The sequence below is a fragment of the Nocardia carnea genome (assembly GCF_029869215.1).
Taxonomy (GTDB): domain Bacteria; phylum Actinomycetota; class Actinomycetes; order Mycobacteriales; family Mycobacteriaceae; genus Nocardia; species Nocardia carnea_B.
This window is the reverse complement of sequence record NZ_JARWPM010000249.1, coordinates 1-17,796: the sequence shown is the minus strand read 5'-3', so window position 1 is coordinate 17,796 and position 17,796 is coordinate 1. Positions and strand designations below refer to the sequence as shown.

Sequence of the window (17,796 nt, the reverse complement as noted above, 5' to 3'; positions counted from 1 at the left end):
CCGCTGCACAACCTCAACAGCGAAAACCCGGGCTGGTTCGCGGTGCACGCGGGCCCCCTGCACACCGTTATTTATACCCCGCCGCCGCCCCTCGCCCTGCGCGTCGGCGGCCATCACTCGGTGACGGTGGGCGGGGCGGTGAGGAACGGCCGGACCTCGAGCCACTCGTGGATCGGCTTCCCGCCCGCGCCCGGCGCCGCGGACAGTTCGCCGGCCAGCTCGACCGCGCGTTCGTAGGAATCCACGTCGATGATCATCCAGCCGGCGATCAGGTCTTTGGTCTCCGCGAACGGGCCATCGGTGACGGGCGGTTTACCCTCCCCGTCGTAGCGGACCCACGCGCCCTCCGGGGCGAGCGCCTGCCCGTCGACGAATTCCCCGGTGCCTTCGAGCTTGGCCGCGAAATCGTGCATGTACTGCATATGCGCCTCGATCTCGGCGGGCGTCCACCGGTCCATCGGCACATCGTTGATCGCCGCCGGAGCGCCGCGATAATGCTTGAGGAGCAGATACTTGGCCATGGGTTTCTCCCTTCGGATGTCCGACCCTGGTCGGTCGATCACACCTGGGACGGAGCCGGCTCGGCGTTCTCGACATCGCCGGCGAAATTTTCTCGGAATTTTTTTTCCGGGTCCGTGCCGGGCCCGGGTCAGTGCAGCGATTCGGCGTTCTGCGAGGTGAGCTCCGGTGCGGGCTGGGCCCCGTTCGCACCGGCGAAGGTCTCACTCTGCATATCCGTGATCCTGCCGCACCCGGCTCGATGCCGACGACCTGTTCGCGATTTCGCCGCGCCGGCGCATCGGTTCAGGCCGGAAGGCGCCCGGCGGCCGCCAGGGTCGCAATCGCGGCTGTCGATGGGCACCTCTTACCGGGTTGGGTAACGAATTCGTATCGGCGGCCGAATTACCCGGTAGCGCACACAGTTACGGATGTGCGTGGACTCGGGCGGTGACCAGGTAAGCGGTCGCTGCCCGACGACAGGTTCGACGATCGAGAGACAGAATATGCCCGGCTTCCTGAAGTACCTCCTGTGGCTCAACATGCTGGGCATGCTCGCCGGTATCTATACGTCCGGGTGACCCCTCGCCCCGCGCCGCCGATCGGTTAGATTGGCGGTTCTGGTGGTGCCGCCGTGCGCCCGGACCGTCGAGGATAGGGATCGTATGACCAAGACCGCGCTGGTGACAGGGGCGTCGTCGGGGATCGGGCGGGCGACCGCCGCGCTGCTGGCCGAGCAGGGTTTCCGGGTGATCGGCACCAGCCGGAACCCGGATTCGATCCCGGCGCCGGCGCGGATCGCGGGGGTCGAGTACCGCGCGCTGGACCTCACCGATCCGGCGGGTATCGACCGGTTCGGCGAAGACCTCGGGCCGGTGGATGTGCTGGTGAACAATGCGGGGGAGAGCCAGTCGGGGCCGCTCGAGGAACTGCCGCACGATGCCCTCGCCCGCCTCTTCCAGCTGAACGTCTTCGGCGCGGTCCGGCTGACGCAGCTGGTGCTGCCGGGTATGCGCGAGCGCGGATACGGGCGGATCGTCATGGTCGGCTCGATGCTGGCCAGTTTTCCGCTGGCCTACCGGTCCTCCTATGTGGCGACGAAGGCGGCGATCAAAGGATTCGCCGATGCGGCACGGCTGGAGACGGCGCCGTTCGGCGTCTGGATCAGCACGGTCGAACCCGGTTCGATCGCGACCGGAATCGGCGAGCGGCGCACGAAATACATCGCCGCGGATTCGGTGTACGCGGCGGATTTCCGGACGATGATCACCCACCTGGACCGCAACGAACGGGCGGGCACCAGCCCGGAAGAGGTGGCGCGAACCATCCTGCGGGCGATTTCCGCGGCGAAACCGAAGCCGCTGTACGCCAAGGGCAGCCGGGCGCCGATCGTCTTCCTGCTGCGGCGGCTGCTGCCGGCGGCGGTGATCGAGAAGGTCGTCGCGCGGATGCACGGATTGAAGCGCTGACGGGGCGGCCGGGTATGCGTTTGTCCGTGGGCTGTGCCATGTGGACGCATACCGCGTGGCCGGCGACGGGCGACAAACTGCGCAGCTATGCGAGCTGGTGTGATGCGGTGGAGGGCAACACCACCTTCTACGCGGTCCCGGCGCGGCGCACGGTGGAAACCTGGGCGCGGCAGACCGGACCGGATTTCCGGTTCGTGATCAAACTTCCCAGAACGATCACCCACGAACGCCGGCTGCAGGGCGCCGACGCCGAGCTGAACGATTTCCTGTACACCATGGAACCGCTCGAAACCCGGCTGCACGCCCTGTGGATCCAGTTGCCGGGGACGTTCGGGCCCGGTGAACTGGGGTCACTGGCCGGACTGCTGCGAAAGGTTCCGGCGGGGTTGCGGGTCGCGGTGGAGGTGCGGCATCCGGCGTTCTTCACCGGCGACGATGCGGCGGACCAGCTCGAGCGGGTACTGGGCCGGGCGGCGGCGGAATGGGTTCCGTTCGACACCACCGTCCTGTTCGCGGCGCGTCCCGCGAGTCCGGCGGAGTACGAGGCGCAGTCGAAGAAACCACGGCTGCCGCGGCGGATGCGGGCCCTCACCGAGACCCCGATCGTGCGGTATCACGGACGCGACGATGCCGAGCCGACGGTGGCGGGCTGGCGGCCCTGGGTCGAGCAGACGGTCGAATGGTTACGGGAGGGTCGTTCGCCGACGGTCTTCCTGCACACCCCGGACAACGGGTCTTCCCGGGAGCTGGCCCGGCGGTTCCACGACGAGGTCCGAGCCCGTGTCCCGGAACTCCGCCCGCTGCCCGACCCGGCCGAAACCGAACCGATGACCCTGTTCTGACGGCGTCGGCAGCGCTGCCCGTCGGCCCGGTTCAGTTCACCGCCAGCAGTGCGACGGCGGCCAGCGCTTCGACCCAGAAATAAAACCAGATGGGATAGAACGCGGCCGGGGTGTCCAGCATTCGCGACACCACCCGGCCCGCCGCCATCCCGGCCAGTGCGACCGCGACCGCGAGCACAATGCCCCGCCCCAGTTCGCCGGCCGTCGCCGCCGCCCAGAACAGCGCCCCGGCGACCGCGAGACCGAATCCGCCGTAAACCGCCCGCACCTCGGAGCGCCCCGATGCGGTGCCCACGGTGATACCGAACGGCCGCACGAGCCTCCCGGGCGCGGCGAGGGCGTAGAGCCCCATCCCGGTGAAGAAGAGTCCTGCCGCTACCAGAACAACCTGTCGCACTACGCCTCCTCATCGGATCCCGTCACTCGATCATCGAGCATCGTCCGGGGTGGCGCTTCCGGAAACGTGCGGTGCCGACGGCTGTCAAGTGAACAATTGTTCTAGACCAGATCGTGGTTATATAGCAGCGTATTGCTTTGTAAGTGAGCGAATATTCGCATGCCGTGGTAGAAATCGGCTGTAGCGAAGGGAATACCATGCAACCGACCGACAAGCAGCGCGCCGCGCTGGAAATGATCTGCGATACGTTCCTGCCCGGGGACGGGCTGACGCTGCCCTCGGCGTCCGAACTGGGCGCTGTGGACACCGTGCTGGAACTCCTGGCGCGTAACCCGCGGGAAGCCGAGACCAAACAGCTGGCGATGCTGCTGGACCTGTGGGACGGTCCGGTGACGGGGCTGCTCACCGGATGGGGTCCGCGGCGGTATTCGAAACTGTCGCAGCCGGATCGGGAGAAGGCGCTGCTGCGGCTCGGGGCGTCCCGGATCGGTGCCGTGCGCGCGGTGTTCCAGGCCCTGAAGCAGGCGTCGTTGCTGGCGTACAACGTCACCCCGGGGCCCACCGGATTCAATCCGCTCTGGAAAGAACTCGGCTACGACGGGATTCCCGGGTCGCTGGCGACGGCGCCGCAGCCCGCCCTCACCCCCCAGCGGATCACCGAACCGACCAGCCTCACCTGTGACGTCGTGATCGTCGGATCGGGTGCCGGGGGCGGGACCGCCGCCGGCGTGCTCGCCGAGGCCGGTCTGGATGTGGTGGTCCTCGAACGCGGTGGCTACTACGACGACCGCGATTTCGGCGCCGGTGAACTCGCCGGATTGAAACAGCTGTACGCCCCCGGTCCGCTGGCCTCCGCCGAGGGCCAGCTCGCGCTGGTGGCGGGATCCTGCCTCGGCGGCGGGACGGTTGTGAACTGGAGTACGTCGCTGCCCACCCCCGACCGGGTCCGCGAGGAATGGGCCGGCGTCGGCGCCGCGCAGTTCGCCGACGCCGAGTTCACCGAATCGCTGGACGCGGTGCTGCGCCGGCTCGGGGTGAACGAGCGCCGGTCCACCCCGACGGCCCGCGACAACATCCTGGAGCGCGGCGCCCGTGCCCTCGGCTGGCCCGTCGACCCGCTGCCCCGCAATGTCACCGATGCCTGCGATGCCGGGGTCGAATGCGGCCGCTGCGGTAGTGGCTGCCGGGTCGGAGCCAAACAATCCGTGACCAAGACCTGGCTGGCCGATGCCGCCGCCCGCGGCGCACGGTTGATCGTGGACGCGAATGTGCGGCGGATCTCGGTGCGCGACAATCGCGCCGAGGCGGTCACCGTGCGCACTTCCGCGGGCGTCGAATTCGAGGTGCGGGCGCGCGCCGTCGTAGTGGCGGCGGGCGCGATCCAGACCCCCGCACTGCTGCGCCGGTCGGGCCTGGGCAACAAGAACATCGGCCGCTACCTGCGGCTGCATCCGGCGGCGGCGGTTTTCGGCCTGTTCGACGAAGAGGTGCGGCCCTGGGAGGGCGGTCTGCAGACCCGGATCTGCCGGCAGCACGCCGATCTCGACGGAAACGGCTACGGCGTGATCTACGAGACGGGCCCGCTGGCGCCCGGCTCCTCGACCGGTTTCATGAGCTGGCAGGGCGCCGAGGACCATCGCCGCGTCATGCAGAATTTCGCCCGCACCAACGCCGTGGGCATCATCACCCGCGACCGCGACTCCGGTGCGGTGAAGGTGGACAAGGCCGGGGAACCGACCGTCGACTACCGGATCTCCGACTACGACGCCGCGCATCTGCACACCGGAATCGAAGGCGCGGCCCGGATTCTCGAGGCGGCCGGGGCCACCCGGATCTTCTCCGGACATCAGGCGGGTGTCTCCTACGAACCGGGTGTCCGCGGTTCGCTCGACGAGTTCGCGGCCGCGGCCAAGGCCGCGGGTTACGGTCCGGGGCGGTGCACGATGGGTGCCCTGCACATCATGGGGTCGGCCCGGATGGGCGGTTCGGCGGAGAACTCCGCGACCGATCCCGACGGCGCGACCTGGGATGTGAAGAATATCGTCGTCGCCGACGCGTCCTGCTTCCCGACCTCCTCGGGTGTGAACCCGATGGTGTCGATCGAGGCGATCGCCCATATGAACGCGAAGCGGCTCGCCGCGCGGCTGGGCTGACCGCCGGCGCGGGAGGTCCGGCCCGATGGTCAGACCTCCCGCAGGCTGCGCGCGATGCTGTGCAGCAGATGGATATCCCTGGCCGGATCAATCGTGGTCTCGAACGGCGGCCGCACCTCCAGCCGGCCGTCGTCGATGAGATCCCCGACCAGTACCTTCGCCAGCGCCAGCGGGAGCCGCAGCTGCGCCGAGATCTCCGCCACCGACTGGGCGGTCCGGCACAGGCGGATGATATCGACGTACTCGGGTTCGGTGCGCTGCGGCGCCAGCCCGGCACCCCGGTCCACCACCCTGGTATCCAGGGTGAGTTCCCGGCGCTGTGACGCCCGGCCGCGGCCGCGTGTCACAGCGTAGAGGCGCACAATGGGACCGTCGTCGTCCTCGTCCCAGTGGTCCTCGGGCTCGTACACGGCTAGCGGATGCCGTTCGGATAGTTACGGGCGTGGGCGCCCGGCTGCGAGTGGGCATGCATGGCGGGCCGGCCGCGGTCCCCCGGCCTGCTCTGCGCTACACGGGAATCGACACCGAGATGCGCGCCGACCTGCTGCACGGTGCGGTTCATCTCGTAGGCCACCATGCCCAGATCGGCGGAGTCGGCGGCCAGCAGCGAGAGGCAGGCGTTACCACCGGCCGCGGTGACGAACAGGACCGCCCGGTCGAGTTCCACGACGGTCTGGCAGACACCGCCCGCTTTGAAATGGCTGCCCGCGCTGCGGGCCAGGCTGTGGAAGGCCGAGGCCATGGCGGCAAACCGTTCGGCGTCGTCGCGGGTGAGCCCGGAGGAATGTCCCATCAGCAGGCCGTCGGTGGACAACAGCACCGCGGAATCGGCGTCGGGCAGGCCGCGGACCAATTCCTCGAGAAGCCAGCTGAGATCGGTGCGATTGGGGTTGGTCATCGTTCGCCTTCTCGTCTAGAGCGTTCTGGGGCGGTGGGGTCGGAGTACGGTGCGCGGCGGCCCGAACGGCTACCGCGGGAGATCGCCGACATCCGGTTGCGGGCCTGTTCCGGGGTCCGGGGACGGACCACGTCGGGTTCCTGGACCTCCTCGTGGGTCGTGGGATCGACGGCCTTGCGGTGCCGGCGCGGCAGCGGCGGGCGACCGGACGCCGCGGAGTACTGCTCGGGTTCCGCGGGCCGGTCGTGATAGCCGTTGCCGGGATCGACAGTGGGGTAGGTGTCCGAGCGCAGGGTGGGCGAATCGTAAGGATCCTCGTGCACCGGTGCGGTGGCGAAGGTGGTCGACGGCGAGGTGCGGAAGGTGAGCGGCGCGGCGGGCGCTGCGGGTTGCGCGGGCACCGCGGGTGCCGCGCCCGCCAGGACCGGCTCCACCACCTGGGCGGGCTCCAGCGGCGGTGGTCCGCCGGGTTCGGTGAGCTGGGTCGGGATGCGGACGATCGCCTTGATTCCGCCGTACGCCGATTCGGTCAGCCGCACCGAAATCCCCTGCCGGGCCGCCAGGGTGGCGACCACGAACAGACCCAGCCGGGTATCGCCGGTCAGTGCCGTGACACCGAAGTCCGGTGGTTCGGCCAGGATCCGGTTGCGTTCCTCGAGCTCCTCCTCGGACATTCCGAGGCCCTGGTCGGTGACATCGATCGCCACCCCGCGCCCGACCACGGTGGCCGATACCTCGACCCGGGAGTCCGGCGGGGAGAACGCCGTCGCGTTGTCCATCAGTTCGGCGAGCAGATGGATGAGATCGGCCGCGGTTTTGCCGACGATCCGCATATCCGGCACCCGCCCGGTGTGGATCCGGGTGTAGTCCAGGCTTTCCGCGGACGCGGCCCGGATCACATCCCACAGGGCGACCGGTTTGCGCCAGCGCCGCCCGGGCTGTTCGCCGCCGAGCACGATGAGGTTTTCGGCGTGGCGGCGGGCGCGGGTGGCGAGATGGTCGAGCTGGAAGAGCAGTTCGAGCTGGTCGGCGTTCTCCTCGCGGCGTTCGGCCCGGTCCAGCAGCGCCAGCTGGCGATGCACGGCGACCTGGTTGCGGTGCGCCATGTTGAGGAATACGGCGTTGAACCCGGCCCGGGTCTTGGCCTCGGCGACCGCGGCGGATACGGCGGCCAGCTGCGCCCGGTTGAAGGCGTCGGCGACCTCGCCGAGTTCGTCGGTGCCGAAGTCCAGTTTCGCGACCTCGGCGGCGGTATCCACCTCGGCGCCGTCGTCGAGGCGGCGCATGAGGTCGGGTAGCCGGTTGTCGGCCAGGTCGAGAGTGTCGTTGCGCAGATGGCGCATACGGGCGATGAAGCGGTTGGCCATCAGCAGCGCGGCGAGGAAGGCGAGCCCGGTGAGCAGCAGGACGATGATTCCGCCCAGCACCGATCTGGTGGCCGTATCCTCGCCCTGGGCGCGGGCCGTGACGTGCGCGTTGTTGCTCTGGTCTTCCCAGAGTTGCAGCAGGCTCGCGGTCACCTCGCCGGACTTCTGCTGCCAGGTGGCGACGTCCAAGGGCAGCGCGGCCGTGGTGCCACTGGATTCCGGCTCCGCGCCGGAGTCGTCCTCGGATTCGGCGGAGGACCGGACGCCGCCGGTCATGATCGCATCCTGCATGGCGATCACCTGCTTGTAGGCGGGGGAGTCGATGATCGCCTGGAGGCGGGCCAGATACTCGCCTTTGAGTACGGTGGCGGAATACGCGATTTCACCCCGGAATTCACCGACGTAGCGGTTGAACTCGACGAGCTGCGGCGCGGACAGGTTGTTCAGGGTCAGCGCCGCCGCGCCCAGGGTGTCGGCCTTGGACAACGATTCGGCGGCGCGCAGGGGATCGACACCGTAGCCCAGCTCGATCGCCACGCCCGCGTTGGGCGCCGCCCGGGCGGCCACCATGGACGCCCCGACGATGGTATCGATCACCATGCTGTAGAAGCCGAACGCTTCCGGGCCGGGTATCGCTTTCGCGTCGATCGCGGCGCGGGTGACCGGAACCTGGGCGAACAGCTGCTGGTAGCCGGCGACAGCGGCCTCGGCGGCGGCGGGGTCGAGCTCCTTGACCGCATCGCCCTTGGCGACGATCTCCGCCAGGGCGATATCGGACTGCCCACGGGCGGCCACCAGGGCCGGGGCGACCTTGGTATCGCCCGCCAAGAGCAGCAACGAAAGCCGCCGTTCTTCTTTGAATGCCTGCACCATCAGGATCGCGGGCGCGGTGGTACTGCTGGCCAGATCGGCCCAGTTCGTCGCCTTGCGGCCGGACTGCACCAGATAGGCGGTGGTGCCGATACCACCGGCCAGCAGCAGAATGCTGGTGAGGAGCACGATCGCGAGCAATCGGGTGCGGATACCGACCCTGCCGCGGGTGCGATTCGCGCCGGAGCGCGACGGTAGCAGGAACCGGCCGGCGCGAGGTAGCCGAAATACCAACGTATACCCACTCATTCCAGGGCGATGGGCAGTCCGGCCATCGGGCGGCCCATCATCCCAACCATCCCGGCATTGCAATTTTTACCATTGTTTTCCTTGCAATGCGCCTTATCTGTCCCAGACTCTAACGAACCGAGGAGGTGGCTTCCCGCCGGAGAGGGCATGCGAACGAGACGTTCACAGGAAGTTCGTATGGTGCGACGGTCCGGCCGGCGGTGAGCGAACCGCGGTCCGCCGCGGCGGACCGCGCGGTGCCCGGCTCGGTGAGTGGGTCGCCGCCGCCGGGATCAGCCGCCGCGCAGGCTGTTCGCGATCGTCCGCAGCAGGTCGAGTCCGGCGGCGTCGTCGGGTGTTTCGACGGGGGCGCGCACGCTCAGCCGGCCGTCGTCGATCAGGTCCCCGATCAGGACCTTGGTGAGGGCGAGGGGAACCCCCAGCTGCGCGGAAACCTCGGCCACCGACTGCGGGACCCGGCACAACCGCACGATTTCGGCGTACTCGGGTTCGCTGCGCCGCAGCGCGAGCCCGGTGCCCGCGTCGATCACCATGGTGTCGAGCGTGAGTTCCGCGCGCTCGCTACGACCCCGGCCGCGGGTCAGTGCGTAGAGACGGACAACCGGGCCGGCTTCCTCCTCGTCGAACGGTGTGTTCCGCGATCCGCTCATGGCAGTCGCTCGCCGTTCTGGGTACGGCGGATATCGGCCGCCGGATGGGTGCCGAACCGCACCAGTTCCTCCGGCAGCCGGCTCGTATCAGTGCGCGGTATCGCGGTCATCGTCGCCTTCCTGTCGAGTTCTGTCGGATTCGGCCGGGTCGGGCAGCGGGCGGCGTCCCGATCGGGTGCCGTCCTCGATGGCGGCCATGACATTGCGCGCCTCCTCGGGGCTGCGCGTGCTGGGTGCCGCGACGACCGTGGTCGCCGCACCGGCCTCCGCGTCGGCGGTCTGCCGGCGCCGCCGCGGCAGCGGGGGACGGGTGCCCGGGGTGGGTTGTGGCTCGGGGCTTTCGGCGGTCGTACCCGCGGACCCACCGGTTTCCGCCGCCGCGGTATCGCGGCCGGCGGCACCATCGGCCGCGGCCCCGTTCACCGCGGTGGCCGCGGGCTTTCCGGCGGCGGGCGCGGTGCGGTTCTCGGTCAGTTCGGTCGGGATCACGACGACCGCCTTGACCCCGCCGTAGACCGAATCCGACAACCGCACCGAGGCCCCGTGCCGGGCGGCGAGGGTGGCCACCACGAAGAGTCCGAGGCGGATCTCACCGGACAGCGCCGTGACGCCGAAATCCGGGGGTTCGGCCAGCAATTGATTGGCGGCCACGATCTCGTCGGCCGACATGCCCAGCCCCTGGTCGGCCACCTCCACCGCGACCCCGCGGCCCACCACGGCCGCCGCGACCTCGACCCGGGATTTCGGGGGCGAGAAGGCGGTGGCGTTGTCCATGAGTTCGGCCAGCAGATGGATCAGGTCGGCGGTGACGTGACCGGCGATCAGCACATCGGGGATGTTCCCGGTGTGGATCCGGGTGTAGTCGACGGTTTCCGCCGCGGCGCCGCGTATCAGATCCCACAGCGGAATGGGTTTGTGCCAGATGCGGCCCGGCTGTTCACCGCCCAGCACGATGAGGTTCTCGGCGTGGCGGCGGGCGCGGGTGGCGAGATGGTCGAGTTCGAAGAGCAATTCGAGCTGGTCGGCATTCTCCTCGCGGCGTTCGGCCTGGTCCAGCAGCGCCAGCTGGCGATGCACCGCGACCTGGTTGCGGTGGGCGATATTGAGGAAGACGGTGCGGAAACCGGCCCGGGTGCGGGATTCGGCCACGGCCGCCGATACCGCGGCGACCTGGGCGCGGTTGAACGCATCGGCCACTTCGCCGAGTTCGTCGGTACCGAAGTCCAGGCGCGCCACCTCGGCGGCGGTATCGATCTCCTCGCCGCTGTCCAGGCGCCGCATGAGATCGGGCAGCCGGTGATCGGCGAGCTCCAGGGTGTCGTTGCGCAGCCGGCGCATACGCCCGATGAACCGGTTGGCGACGAACAGCGCGCCCAGGAAGGCCACGAATGTGACGACCAGGATCACGATTCCGCCGGCCACCGACCATCCCGCCGTATCCGTGTTCTCCGCGCGGGCGACGGCGTGCGCGTCGCGGCTCTGGTCCTCCCACAGTTTCAGCAGGGCCGAGGTGAGCCGGCCGGAAGTCTCCTGCCAGGCCGGCACACTCATCGGCAGGGCGGTGGTATCGGTCTCCGCCGACTGCCCGGACTGCCCGGTGGTGTCCTCGGCCGCGTCCGGATCCGGTACCGGGCCGCGCAGCAGCAGGGCGTCCTGCATGGCGACGACCTGCCGGTAGTCCGGCGAATCGGTGAGGGCGCGGAGCTGGTCCAGGCGCGGGCCCTTCAGCACGGACGCGGAATACGCGACCTGCGCGCGGAATTCGCCGGTGTACCGGTGGAATTCGAGCAGCTGCGCCGGTGTGATCGTGCCGCGGGACAGTGCCACGATACCGAGCGTATCCGCGCGCGAGAGCGCCTCGGCGGCACGCAGCGGTTCGACACCGTAGCCGAGCGCGATTCCCAGGCCGGCGTCGGGCGCGACCCGCGCGGCGATCAGCGAGGCCCGGAAAATGGTGTCGATCACCGTGTTGTAGAAACCGAACGCCTCCGCGCTCGGTACCGCGCGGGCATCGATGGTGGCGCGCACGCCGGGAACGCGGTGGTAGAGCGGGCGGAACGTTTCGAGTTCGGCGGCCGAGCCGCCCGGGTCGAGCCGCTGGGCTTCCTCACCTTTGGCGATGGTCGCCGCCAGTGCGTCGTCGGCGCGTTCGCGGGCATCCACCAGCGCTACGGCCGCTGTCGGGTCGCCCTCCAGATACAGCATCGAGAGGCGGCGTTCCTCCTCGAAGGTCCGCACCATCGCGATCACCGGCGTGGTGGTCTCGCTGATCAGATTCGCCCAGATCGTGGCGGCGACACTGTTCTTCACCAGGTATCCGGCGGCACCGACCCCGATGACCAGCAGGGTGATATTGGTGATCAGCAGAATCGACAGCAGCCGGGTCCGGATACCGATCCGGCCGCGAGTGACGTTTTTACCGGAGCGAACTGCCCGAACCATTGATTCGGACATTTGCCGCCGCACAGCCACGATAGATCAACCCGTCCCAGGGCATGCGCAGCCGACACCATGGTGATCGGCGCATATCACCCTAATGTTCCCGGCATTGCCGTTGTCCGGCAATGCATAAGCTTTCGCCCAAACCATAGCGAAAGCGGCACCGGCGACCGAGACGAGTCTCACCAAGCGGTCGTTAGGGTATCGCGGTGACCGCGGTGACAGCAGGTCAGGCCGGGCCTCGGGAACCCATTCGTTTCGGTCCCGGACCGCGGAAACACAGCACCTGGTCGCCGTAACCGGCCAGCGGGCGGGCCTCGGCCGCCTGGCGGATACCGCTGGCCGGCAATTCGGTGAGCTTCGCGAACATGGTCGCGTTACCGAACGCCGAACGGATCTGGGTCTCCGAGGCGTAATCGGCGCCGTAATCGGCGAGCTTGCCGAAATCCAGAGGCGCCAGCGGCGTATCCAGCGCGACCGGCTCGGCGGGCCGGCCCAGCGCGGCGTACTGGGTGGCCACGCCCTGCTCGTACCAGCACAGCTCATAGGCCAGGTTCTCCGTACTGGTCACGCTCAGCACCGGCCACTGCCGCGAAAGATGAAGCGCCAGCGGGTTCTTCGCGACCGGGGTGAGTTCCCATTTGAGGCTCTGCACCGCGACCCAGCTGCCCGACTTCCGCTCGATCAGCACGATGTCCTCACCGAGTTCGGGAGTCGCGTTCATCTGCGGATCCCGGGTGCCCCAATGCGCTTTGTCGACGCCGTAGGCGGTGTTGATATCCACCGGTTCCGCGCCGGCCGCGGTATAGGCGGCGATGATGGCCGCCCGCACCTGGGCGAGAGCGTCCGGTGCCGAGCACAGCACGCTCAAGGCGCCGAAGGACGAACCGATTTCCACCGGTTTCGCCGGCTGATCCGGCATCGCCCCCGCCACCAGCGGTTTCAACCCGACCAGCGCCAGATTCCAGTTGATCTCCTCGATGGTCGCCAGATCACCGGCGCTTTGATAGAGGATCTGCTGCTGGGTCAGGTACCCGGCCCGTTCCAGCGTGCGGCATTCGAGTTTGCGCAGCGCGGCCTGGGTTTTGCCGGTGAAACCGATCTCTTCGATCTTCAGCCCGCGCAGTTGCGCGGCCATGGCCGGCGTGGTGAGTGCGGTATAGCGCTCGCGGTACATGGCCACCGCCTGTTTGCGCTGCCGGCCGACCATCAACGTGCGCAGCAGCGTATTCAAGGTGGCCAGGTATTTCCGGGACTGCCCCGGATCGGCCGCGAACAGGCCGGCGCGGATCCGCACGGCCTCGTCGGTGGCCACGACGGCCGCGCCCGGATCCAGCCGGCACAGCCACACTCCGCATTTCGACAGGCTGTCCGCGCAGGCACCGGCCGCATGCGGGTGATCGTGTGCCACCTGCGTATAGGCGTTGCAGGCGTCGCGGATCGTCGCGGTGGCCAGCTCCCGGTGCCCGATCGCCCGGGCCGCCTGCTCGAGCAACCGCAGCGTGTCCTGCACCTCGTTGGCGAACTCCGCGGAAACCCGGCCGGCGGTGAACCAGCGCAACCGGATCATCACCGCTTCCTGCGCGGGCTCCAATGCCCCGGCGACCCGGTTGCGTATCGAACCGTCCGTTTGCGTGGCCAGGTAGGCGGCGGCGAGTTCGGACAGGCTGGTGGCCAGCTGTAATTCGGTTTCCGGCGTGCGGTCCCGGGCCGCGATCCGGTCGGTGGCCACCCGGCCCTCGATGGCGATCAGATCCATCGCGATCTCAATTCCCGCATCACCTTCCGCGTACGGCCCCTGCCGACCCCAACGAATCCGGTGGCCGTAGTCCGAGCATTCCACGAAAGTCTGCCACACCGACGGGCCGGTTAGCAGCGCTACCGCGGTGCTTCCCGCGAGCAGGCGGCACTCGTCCCAGAATCCGGGGACGACAGGTCAGTCCGCGGGAATCGTGGTGGCACCGATCCCGAGGTAGAACAGCATGATCAGGAACAGGAACCAGCCCGCCCCCTGCCAGATGGGCCAGGTACCCCCGCGGCGCCAGACGCGGATCGTCTCCACGAATGCGCCGATCCCGCCGAGGAACAGCAGGATGCCGGGGCCGAACAGGATCGCGACCCGGGCCGGCGTATCGCACAGCAGCGAAGCGGCGTCGCGGCACTGCGCCGCCGCCGACCAGATCGCGGTGGCCGCGCAGATCAGTGCCGCGATACCCAGTACCACCAGCGTGTAGCGCACGGCCCGGCGGAAACTCCCGTCGTCGGACCAGCGCTTCTCGGCATCGGTCATTCGCCCAGCCCTCCTGCCCCGCTCGTCTGCGGACCGGTCTTGCCCGACCGCGGTATTGCCCGGTTCGGGCGCGGCAAACGTCGTCTGGAACGGCGGCCCGGCTGCGCCGGGGAACGAAACCGAGCAGCCTCCCGCAACCGGTGTATTTCCGCAGGTCGAGTGGGCCGATTTCGGGAGTGGAAAGCGAGTTGCCGGGGGTTCGCCGCGCACCGAGGCTGAAGCGATGAACGCACAAACGCATCGCGCGTACGCCGAGTTCCTGCCCGCGTCCTACCGGCCCGGCCCGGCGGCCGAACCGGTATCCGACTGGTGGGAGTGGCGGGGCCGCCGGGTCCATCTGCTGCGTGCCGCCGCGCCCGGTGCCCGGGTGCGGGTCCTGGCGATCCACGGCGCGGGCGGCCACTCGGGTCTGCTCTGGCCGGCGGTCGCGCTGGGTTTCCGGGAGAACGTGGACGCCACGGCCGTGGATCTCCCGCTGTACGGGCGGACGATCGAACCCGATCCCGGCGGGGTGCGTTACCGCGATTGGGTCGACCTCCTGTGCGATCTGGTGCACGAACAGGCCGACGACCGCCCGCTGGTGCTCTTCGGCGCGAGTATGGGTGGGATGCTCGCCTACGAGGTCGCCGCCCGCACCGGCGCGGTACGGCACGTCGTGGCCACCTGTCTACTGGATCCCGCGGACCCGGCGGCCCTCGCCACCGCGACCCGATGGACACTGCCCGGCCGGCTCGGCCCGCGACTGCTGCGCCGGCTCGACCCGGTATGCGGCCGGCTCCGGGTGCCCATCCGCTGGATCGCGTATATGGACCGGATGAGCCTGGATCCGGACCTGTCCCGATTGTGCGCGACCGACCCGCTGGGCGGCGGCGCCCGCATTCCGCTGGGATTCCTCCACAGCTTCGCCGACTACCGGCATTCGGCACCGGAGACGTTCACCGCCGCACCGATCACGCTGGTCCATCCCGCCGCGGATCGATGGACGCCGCCCGAGCTGAGTATCCGTTTTCTCGACCGGATTCCCGGGCGGCGCGAGCTGGTACTGCTCGACAACTGCGGGCACTTTCCCGTCGAGGAACCGGGCGTCGCGCAGCTCGCCGGGGCGCTGCGCGCGGCCCTGGCCGAAGCGGGCCGATCAGGGCGCTGAGGCCGGCGGTGCCAGCCGGGCGGCCACGGCCATCAGGTCCTCGGTGGTCATCGGATGGCGCGGAGGCACGCGGTGCACCTGCGCGTCGATCGTGTGCACCAGAATGCGGGCGGTGCGTGCCGGATCGGGACCACCGCGCTCGCAGCGGCGGAGGTGGTGTGCGAGCTCGCTCGCGAGATGGTCCTCGAGAGCCTGGATCGCCGCCAGGTCACCGGCCTCCCGCAGCGCTGCCCGGTGCATGAGGGCGTGCAGTCCCGGCCGGTCCCGGTGCAGGTCGACGACCACGTCCAGGACCGCGCGCAGTGCCGTCTCGAACGGCGGTTCGGTGGCGCGCAGCTCGTCGAGTACCGCGCCCAGCCGGGCCGCGGCCTCGACGATGTGCCGCCGGGCCAGCGCGTGCAGAATGGCCTGCTTATCCGGAAAGTACTGGTACAGCGTGCCTATCGACGTACCGGCGCGCTCGGCGATGTGATTGGTGGTCGCGGCCAGGCCGTCGCGCCCGAACAGCTGCGCCGCGGCTTCGAGGAGGATATCGACGGTGAAACGGGATCTGGCCTGACGAGGCGACCGCCGGACCGCCCGATTCATCCGCGGCTCCGAGCCACGCAGGCGGGCAGAACTGGTTCGCCGGTCGGCGTGGGCATCGGTCGTCTCCGGGGTCGGCGGTTGTCTCGCCGCCGATTATCCGGTACCGGGCGGTCCGCGGTACAGGGCCGCGGTCCGCCCGGACGGCGGTCAGCGGTACCGGTCGCGGAGTTTGCCCTTGACCAGCTTGCCCGTCGGGGTGCGGGGCAGTTCGTCGGCGAAATCGACGGTGCGCGGGATCTTGTAGCCCGCGATCCGGGAGCGCAGGTATTCGCGCAGTTCCGCGGCCAGGTCCGGGCCGGGTTCGACGCCGGCGGCCGGCTGGACGACGGCTTTCACCGATTCGCCCATCTCCTCGTCGGGGACGCCGATCACCGCGACATCGAGCACCTTCTGGTGCAGGGCGAGCGCGTCCTCGATCTCCTGTGGATAGATGTTCACACCCCCGGAGATGATCATGAACGCCTTACGGTCGGTGAGGAACAGGAACCCGTCCTCGTCGATGTAGCCGATATCGCCGGTGGTGGTCCAGGTCGGGTGCTGCGGATGGATGGCCTGCTCGGTTTTCGCCGAATCGTTGTGGTAGGTGAACGGCACCTCCTCACGTTCGAAGTAGATCGTGCCGATCTCGCCCGTCGGCAGTTCCGTGCCGTCCTCACCGCAGATCCGGACCGCACCCAGCCCGGCCGGTCCCACCGACCCCGGTTTACGCAGCCACTGTTCACTGTCGATGAAGGTGGCGCCGTTCCCCTCGGTCGAGGCGTAGTACTCGTGCAGCACCGGGCCCCACCAGTCGATCATCGCCCGTTTCACCTCGACCGGGCACGGCGCGGCGGCATGCACCGCGACCCGCAGGCTCGAAACGTCGTAACGGGAGCGGACGGATTCGTCGAGTTTGAGCATCCGGACGAACATGGTCGGCACCCATTGGCTGTGCGTGACCCGGTAGCGCTCGATGGCCGCCAGGGCCTGTTCGGCGTCGAAGCGTTCCATCACCACCAGCGTGCCGCCGAGGGCGTGCACCACGCCGCCGAACCGCAGCGGCGCCGCGTGATAGAGCGGGGCGGGGGACAGGTAGACCGTTTCGGTGTCGAATCCGTAGAGCGGGCCGAAGACCGCGGTGTAGGTATCGCCGGGCGGATCACCGACCTGCCGGTCCGGCAGCGGATGTTTGATGCCCTTCGGGCGCCCGGTGGTGCCGGAGGAATAGAGCATATCGGCGCCGCGGGGTTGATCGGCCAAGGGTTCGGCCGACGCACCGGCCAGCGCTTCCTCATAGGACCCGTGGCCCTCGACCGCGCCCCCGAACGCCAGCCGGATCTCCACACCCGGCGTTTCCGCGACGATCTTCTCGGCGGCCTCGGCCAGACCGGCCGACGCGATCAGCGCCCGCGCACCGCAGTCGTTGACGATATAGCTGATCTCGCCCGGCGACAGATGGCTGTTCACGGCGGTGATGTAAAGCCCGGATCGCAACGCGGCCCAGTAGACCTCGTACACCTTCGGATCGTTCCCGGACAGCAGCGCGAGATGATCGCCCTTGCGCAAACCGGCGTCGTACAGGTGCCGGGCGAGGCGGACGGAGTTGTCCTCGAGTTCCCGATAGGTCAGCGTCTCGCCGGTCCCGGCGAGGATGACAGCCGGTTTATCGGGGAAACGATCGACATGCGCGCCGGGATACATGGTGCTCCTCTACGGAAACATTGCGATCGGGCGACCGACCGCCGAGCCGAAATCGGGGTCCGCGTCGTGGCACGGCGCCGGCCCCACCGGGCACTGGCCCGGTACGCGCGACATTAGCCGAAAGTGAACCACCATTCGGTGCCTTTGGCGGCTGTGTTTATTGGCGCGCCTCCGGCGCGCGGGGGGTGGGGGCCCCGGGGGGGGGGGCGGGGGGGGGGGGCGGCCCGGCGGAAGACGGGGCGGGGGGGGGGGGGGGGGG

16 protein-coding genes are annotated in these 17,796 nt (G+C 69.2%); 5 read left to right on the top strand and 11 right to left on the bottom strand.

The features are described 5' to 3' along the window. Positions 1–113 precede the first annotated feature (113 nt). Complete coding sequence (locus QH276_RS17545) at positions 114–521, bottom strand: YciI family protein (protein WP_280397087.1); 408 nt, start codon at positions 519–521, stop codon at positions 114–116. A 408-nt stretch (positions 522–929) separates the two neighbouring features. On the opposite strand from QH276_RS17545, the gene QH276_RS17540 reads away from it, so the two are divergent. From QH276_RS17540 to QH276_RS17530, 3 genes are all read left to right on the top strand, one after another. Further along, the gene (locus QH276_RS17540; protein WP_280406812.1) at positions 930–1,079 is read left to right on the top strand and encodes a hypothetical protein; all 150 of its coding nucleotides are present in this window, start codon (positions 930–932) and stop codon (positions 1,077–1,079) included. Positions 1,080–1,163: 84 nt separating this feature from the next. Next, the gene (locus QH276_RS17535; RefSeq protein ID WP_280397086.1) at positions 1,164–1,967 is read left to right on the top strand and encodes an SDR family oxidoreductase; all 804 of its coding nucleotides are present in this window, start codon (positions 1,164–1,166) and stop codon (positions 1,965–1,967) included. A gap of 14 nt (positions 1,968–1,981) precedes the next feature. Then, positions 1,982–2,809, top strand: coding sequence for a DUF72 domain-containing protein (locus QH276_RS17530; RefSeq protein ID WP_280397085.1), 828 nt, complete (start codon positions 1,982–1,984; stop codon positions 2,807–2,809). 31 nt (positions 2,810–2,840) lie between these two features. Here QH276_RS17530 and QH276_RS17525 read toward each other — a convergent pair whose 3' ends face one another. Further along, on the bottom strand, positions 2,841–3,206 hold the full coding sequence (locus QH276_RS17525) for a DUF4345 family protein (protein WP_280397084.1): 366 nt from the start codon (positions 3,204–3,206) through the stop codon (positions 2,841–2,843). Between the two features lie 197 nt (positions 3,207–3,403). Between QH276_RS17525 and QH276_RS17520 the strand changes: the two genes are divergently transcribed. Further along, positions 3,404–5,359, top strand: a complete 1,956-nt coding sequence (locus tag QH276_RS17520) for a GMC family oxidoreductase N-terminal domain-containing protein (protein ID WP_280397083.1) — start codon at positions 3,404–3,406, stop codon at positions 5,357–5,359. Between the two features lie 29 nt (positions 5,360–5,388). On the opposite strand, the gene QH276_RS17515 is transcribed toward QH276_RS17520, so the two are convergent. The 7 genes from QH276_RS17515 to QH276_RS17485 all read right to left on the bottom strand — a co-directional run bounded on the left by QH276_RS17515 (position 5,389) and on the right by QH276_RS17485 (position 14,122). After that, positions 5,389–5,769: a DUF742 domain-containing protein gene (locus QH276_RS17515; RefSeq protein ID WP_280397082.1), complete on the bottom strand. Its 381-nt coding sequence runs from the start codon at positions 5,767–5,769 to the stop codon at positions 5,389–5,391. Between the two features lie 2 nt (positions 5,770–5,771). Then, positions 5,772–6,257, bottom strand: a complete 486-nt coding sequence (locus tag QH276_RS17510) for a roadblock/LC7 domain-containing protein (protein ID WP_280397081.1) — start codon at positions 6,255–6,257, stop codon at positions 5,772–5,774. Next, on the bottom strand, positions 6,254–8,743 hold the full coding sequence (locus QH276_RS17505) for a sensor histidine kinase (RefSeq protein ID WP_280406811.1): 2,490 nt from the start codon (positions 8,741–8,743) through the stop codon (positions 6,254–6,256). Before QH276_RS17505 ends, QH276_RS17510 begins: the two co-directional genes overlap by 4 nt. Before the next feature lie 272 nt (positions 8,744–9,015). Next, positions 9,016–9,393: a DUF742 domain-containing protein gene (locus tag QH276_RS17500; protein WP_280402388.1), complete on the bottom strand. Its 378-nt coding sequence runs from the start codon at positions 9,391–9,393 to the stop codon at positions 9,016–9,018. An 87-nt stretch (positions 9,394–9,480) separates the two neighbouring features. Further along, a complete protein-coding gene (locus tag QH276_RS17495; protein ID WP_280402387.1) occupies positions 9,481–11,835 on the bottom strand; it encodes a sensor histidine kinase in 2,355 nt (784 codons plus the stop codon). Between the two features lie 226 nt (positions 11,836–12,061). Further along, a complete protein-coding gene (locus QH276_RS17490) occupies positions 12,062–13,591 on the bottom strand; it encodes a hypothetical protein (protein WP_280402386.1) in 1,530 nt (509 codons plus the stop codon). A 177-nt stretch (positions 13,592–13,768) separates the two neighbouring features. Next, positions 13,769–14,122: a hypothetical protein gene (locus tag QH276_RS17485; RefSeq protein ID WP_280402385.1), complete on the bottom strand. Its 354-nt coding sequence runs from the start codon at positions 14,120–14,122 to the stop codon at positions 13,769–13,771. Positions 14,123–14,345: 223 nt separating this feature from the next. Between QH276_RS17485 and QH276_RS17480 the strand changes: the two genes are divergently transcribed. Then, positions 14,346–15,269, top strand: coding sequence for an alpha/beta fold hydrolase (locus QH276_RS17480; RefSeq protein ID WP_280402384.1), 924 nt, complete (start codon positions 14,346–14,348; stop codon positions 15,267–15,269). Here QH276_RS17480 and QH276_RS17475 read toward each other — a convergent pair. Next, complete coding sequence (locus QH276_RS17475) at positions 15,258–15,857, bottom strand: TetR/AcrR family transcriptional regulator (RefSeq protein WP_280402383.1); 600 nt, start codon at positions 15,855–15,857, stop codon at positions 15,258–15,260. The genes QH276_RS17480 and QH276_RS17475 overlap by 12 nt on opposite strands. A gap of 147 nt (positions 15,858–16,004) precedes the next feature. Further along, positions 16,005–17,537, bottom strand: coding sequence for an acyl-CoA synthetase (locus QH276_RS17470; protein ID WP_280402382.1), 1,533 nt, complete (start codon positions 17,535–17,537; stop codon positions 16,005–16,007). Between the last annotated feature and the right edge of the window lie 259 nt (positions 17,538–17,796).

Bases quoted from the DNA above. Each gene is read 5' to 3' on its own strand.
- QH276_RS17475 (WP_280402383.1), bottom strand. From the start codon at position 15,857: ATGAATCGGGCGGTCCGGCGGTCGCCTCGTCAGGCCAGATCCCGTTTC.
- QH276_RS17505 (WP_280406811.1), bottom strand. From the start codon at position 8,743: ATGAGTGGGTATACGTTGGTATTTCGGCTACCTCGCGCCGGCCGGTTC.
- QH276_RS17480 (WP_280402384.1), top strand. From the start codon at position 14,346: ATGAACGCACAAACGCATCGCGCGTACGCCGAGTTCCTGCCCGCGTCC.
- QH276_RS17520 (WP_280397083.1), top strand. From the start codon at position 3,404: ATGCAACCGACCGACAAGCAGCGCGCCGCGCTGGAAATGATCTGCGAT.
- QH276_RS17485 (WP_280402385.1), bottom strand. From the start codon at position 14,122: ATGACCGATGCCGAGAAGCGCTGGTCCGACGACGGGAGTTTCCGCCGG.
- QH276_RS17510 (WP_280397081.1), bottom strand. From the start codon at position 6,257: ATGACCAACCCCAATCGCACCGATCTCAGCTGGCTTCTCGAGGAATTG.
- QH276_RS17545 (WP_280397087.1), bottom strand. From the start codon at position 521: ATGGCCAAGTATCTGCTCCTCAAGCATTATCGCGGCGCTCCGGCGGCG.
- QH276_RS17530 (WP_280397085.1), top strand. From the start codon at position 1,982: ATGCGTTTGTCCGTGGGCTGTGCCATGTGGACGCATACCGCGTGGCCG.
- QH276_RS17500 (WP_280402388.1), bottom strand. From the start codon at position 9,393: ATGAGCGGATCGCGGAACACACCGTTCGACGAGGAGGAAGCCGGCCCG.
- QH276_RS17495 (WP_280402387.1), bottom strand. From the start codon at position 11,835: ATGGTTCGGGCAGTTCGCTCCGGTAAAAACGTCACTCGCGGCCGGATC.
- QH276_RS17470 (WP_280402382.1), bottom strand. From the start codon at position 17,537: ATGTATCCCGGCGCGCATGTCGATCGTTTCCCCGATAAACCGGCTGTC.
- QH276_RS17535 (WP_280397086.1), top strand. From the start codon at position 1,164: ATGACCAAGACCGCGCTGGTGACAGGGGCGTCGTCGGGGATCGGGCGG.
- QH276_RS17490 (WP_280402386.1), bottom strand. From the start codon at position 13,591: ATGGATCTGATCGCCATCGAGGGCCGGGTGGCCACCGACCGGATCGCG.
- QH276_RS17540 (WP_280406812.1), top strand. From the start codon at position 930: ATGTGCGTGGACTCGGGCGGTGACCAGGTAAGCGGTCGCTGCCCGACG.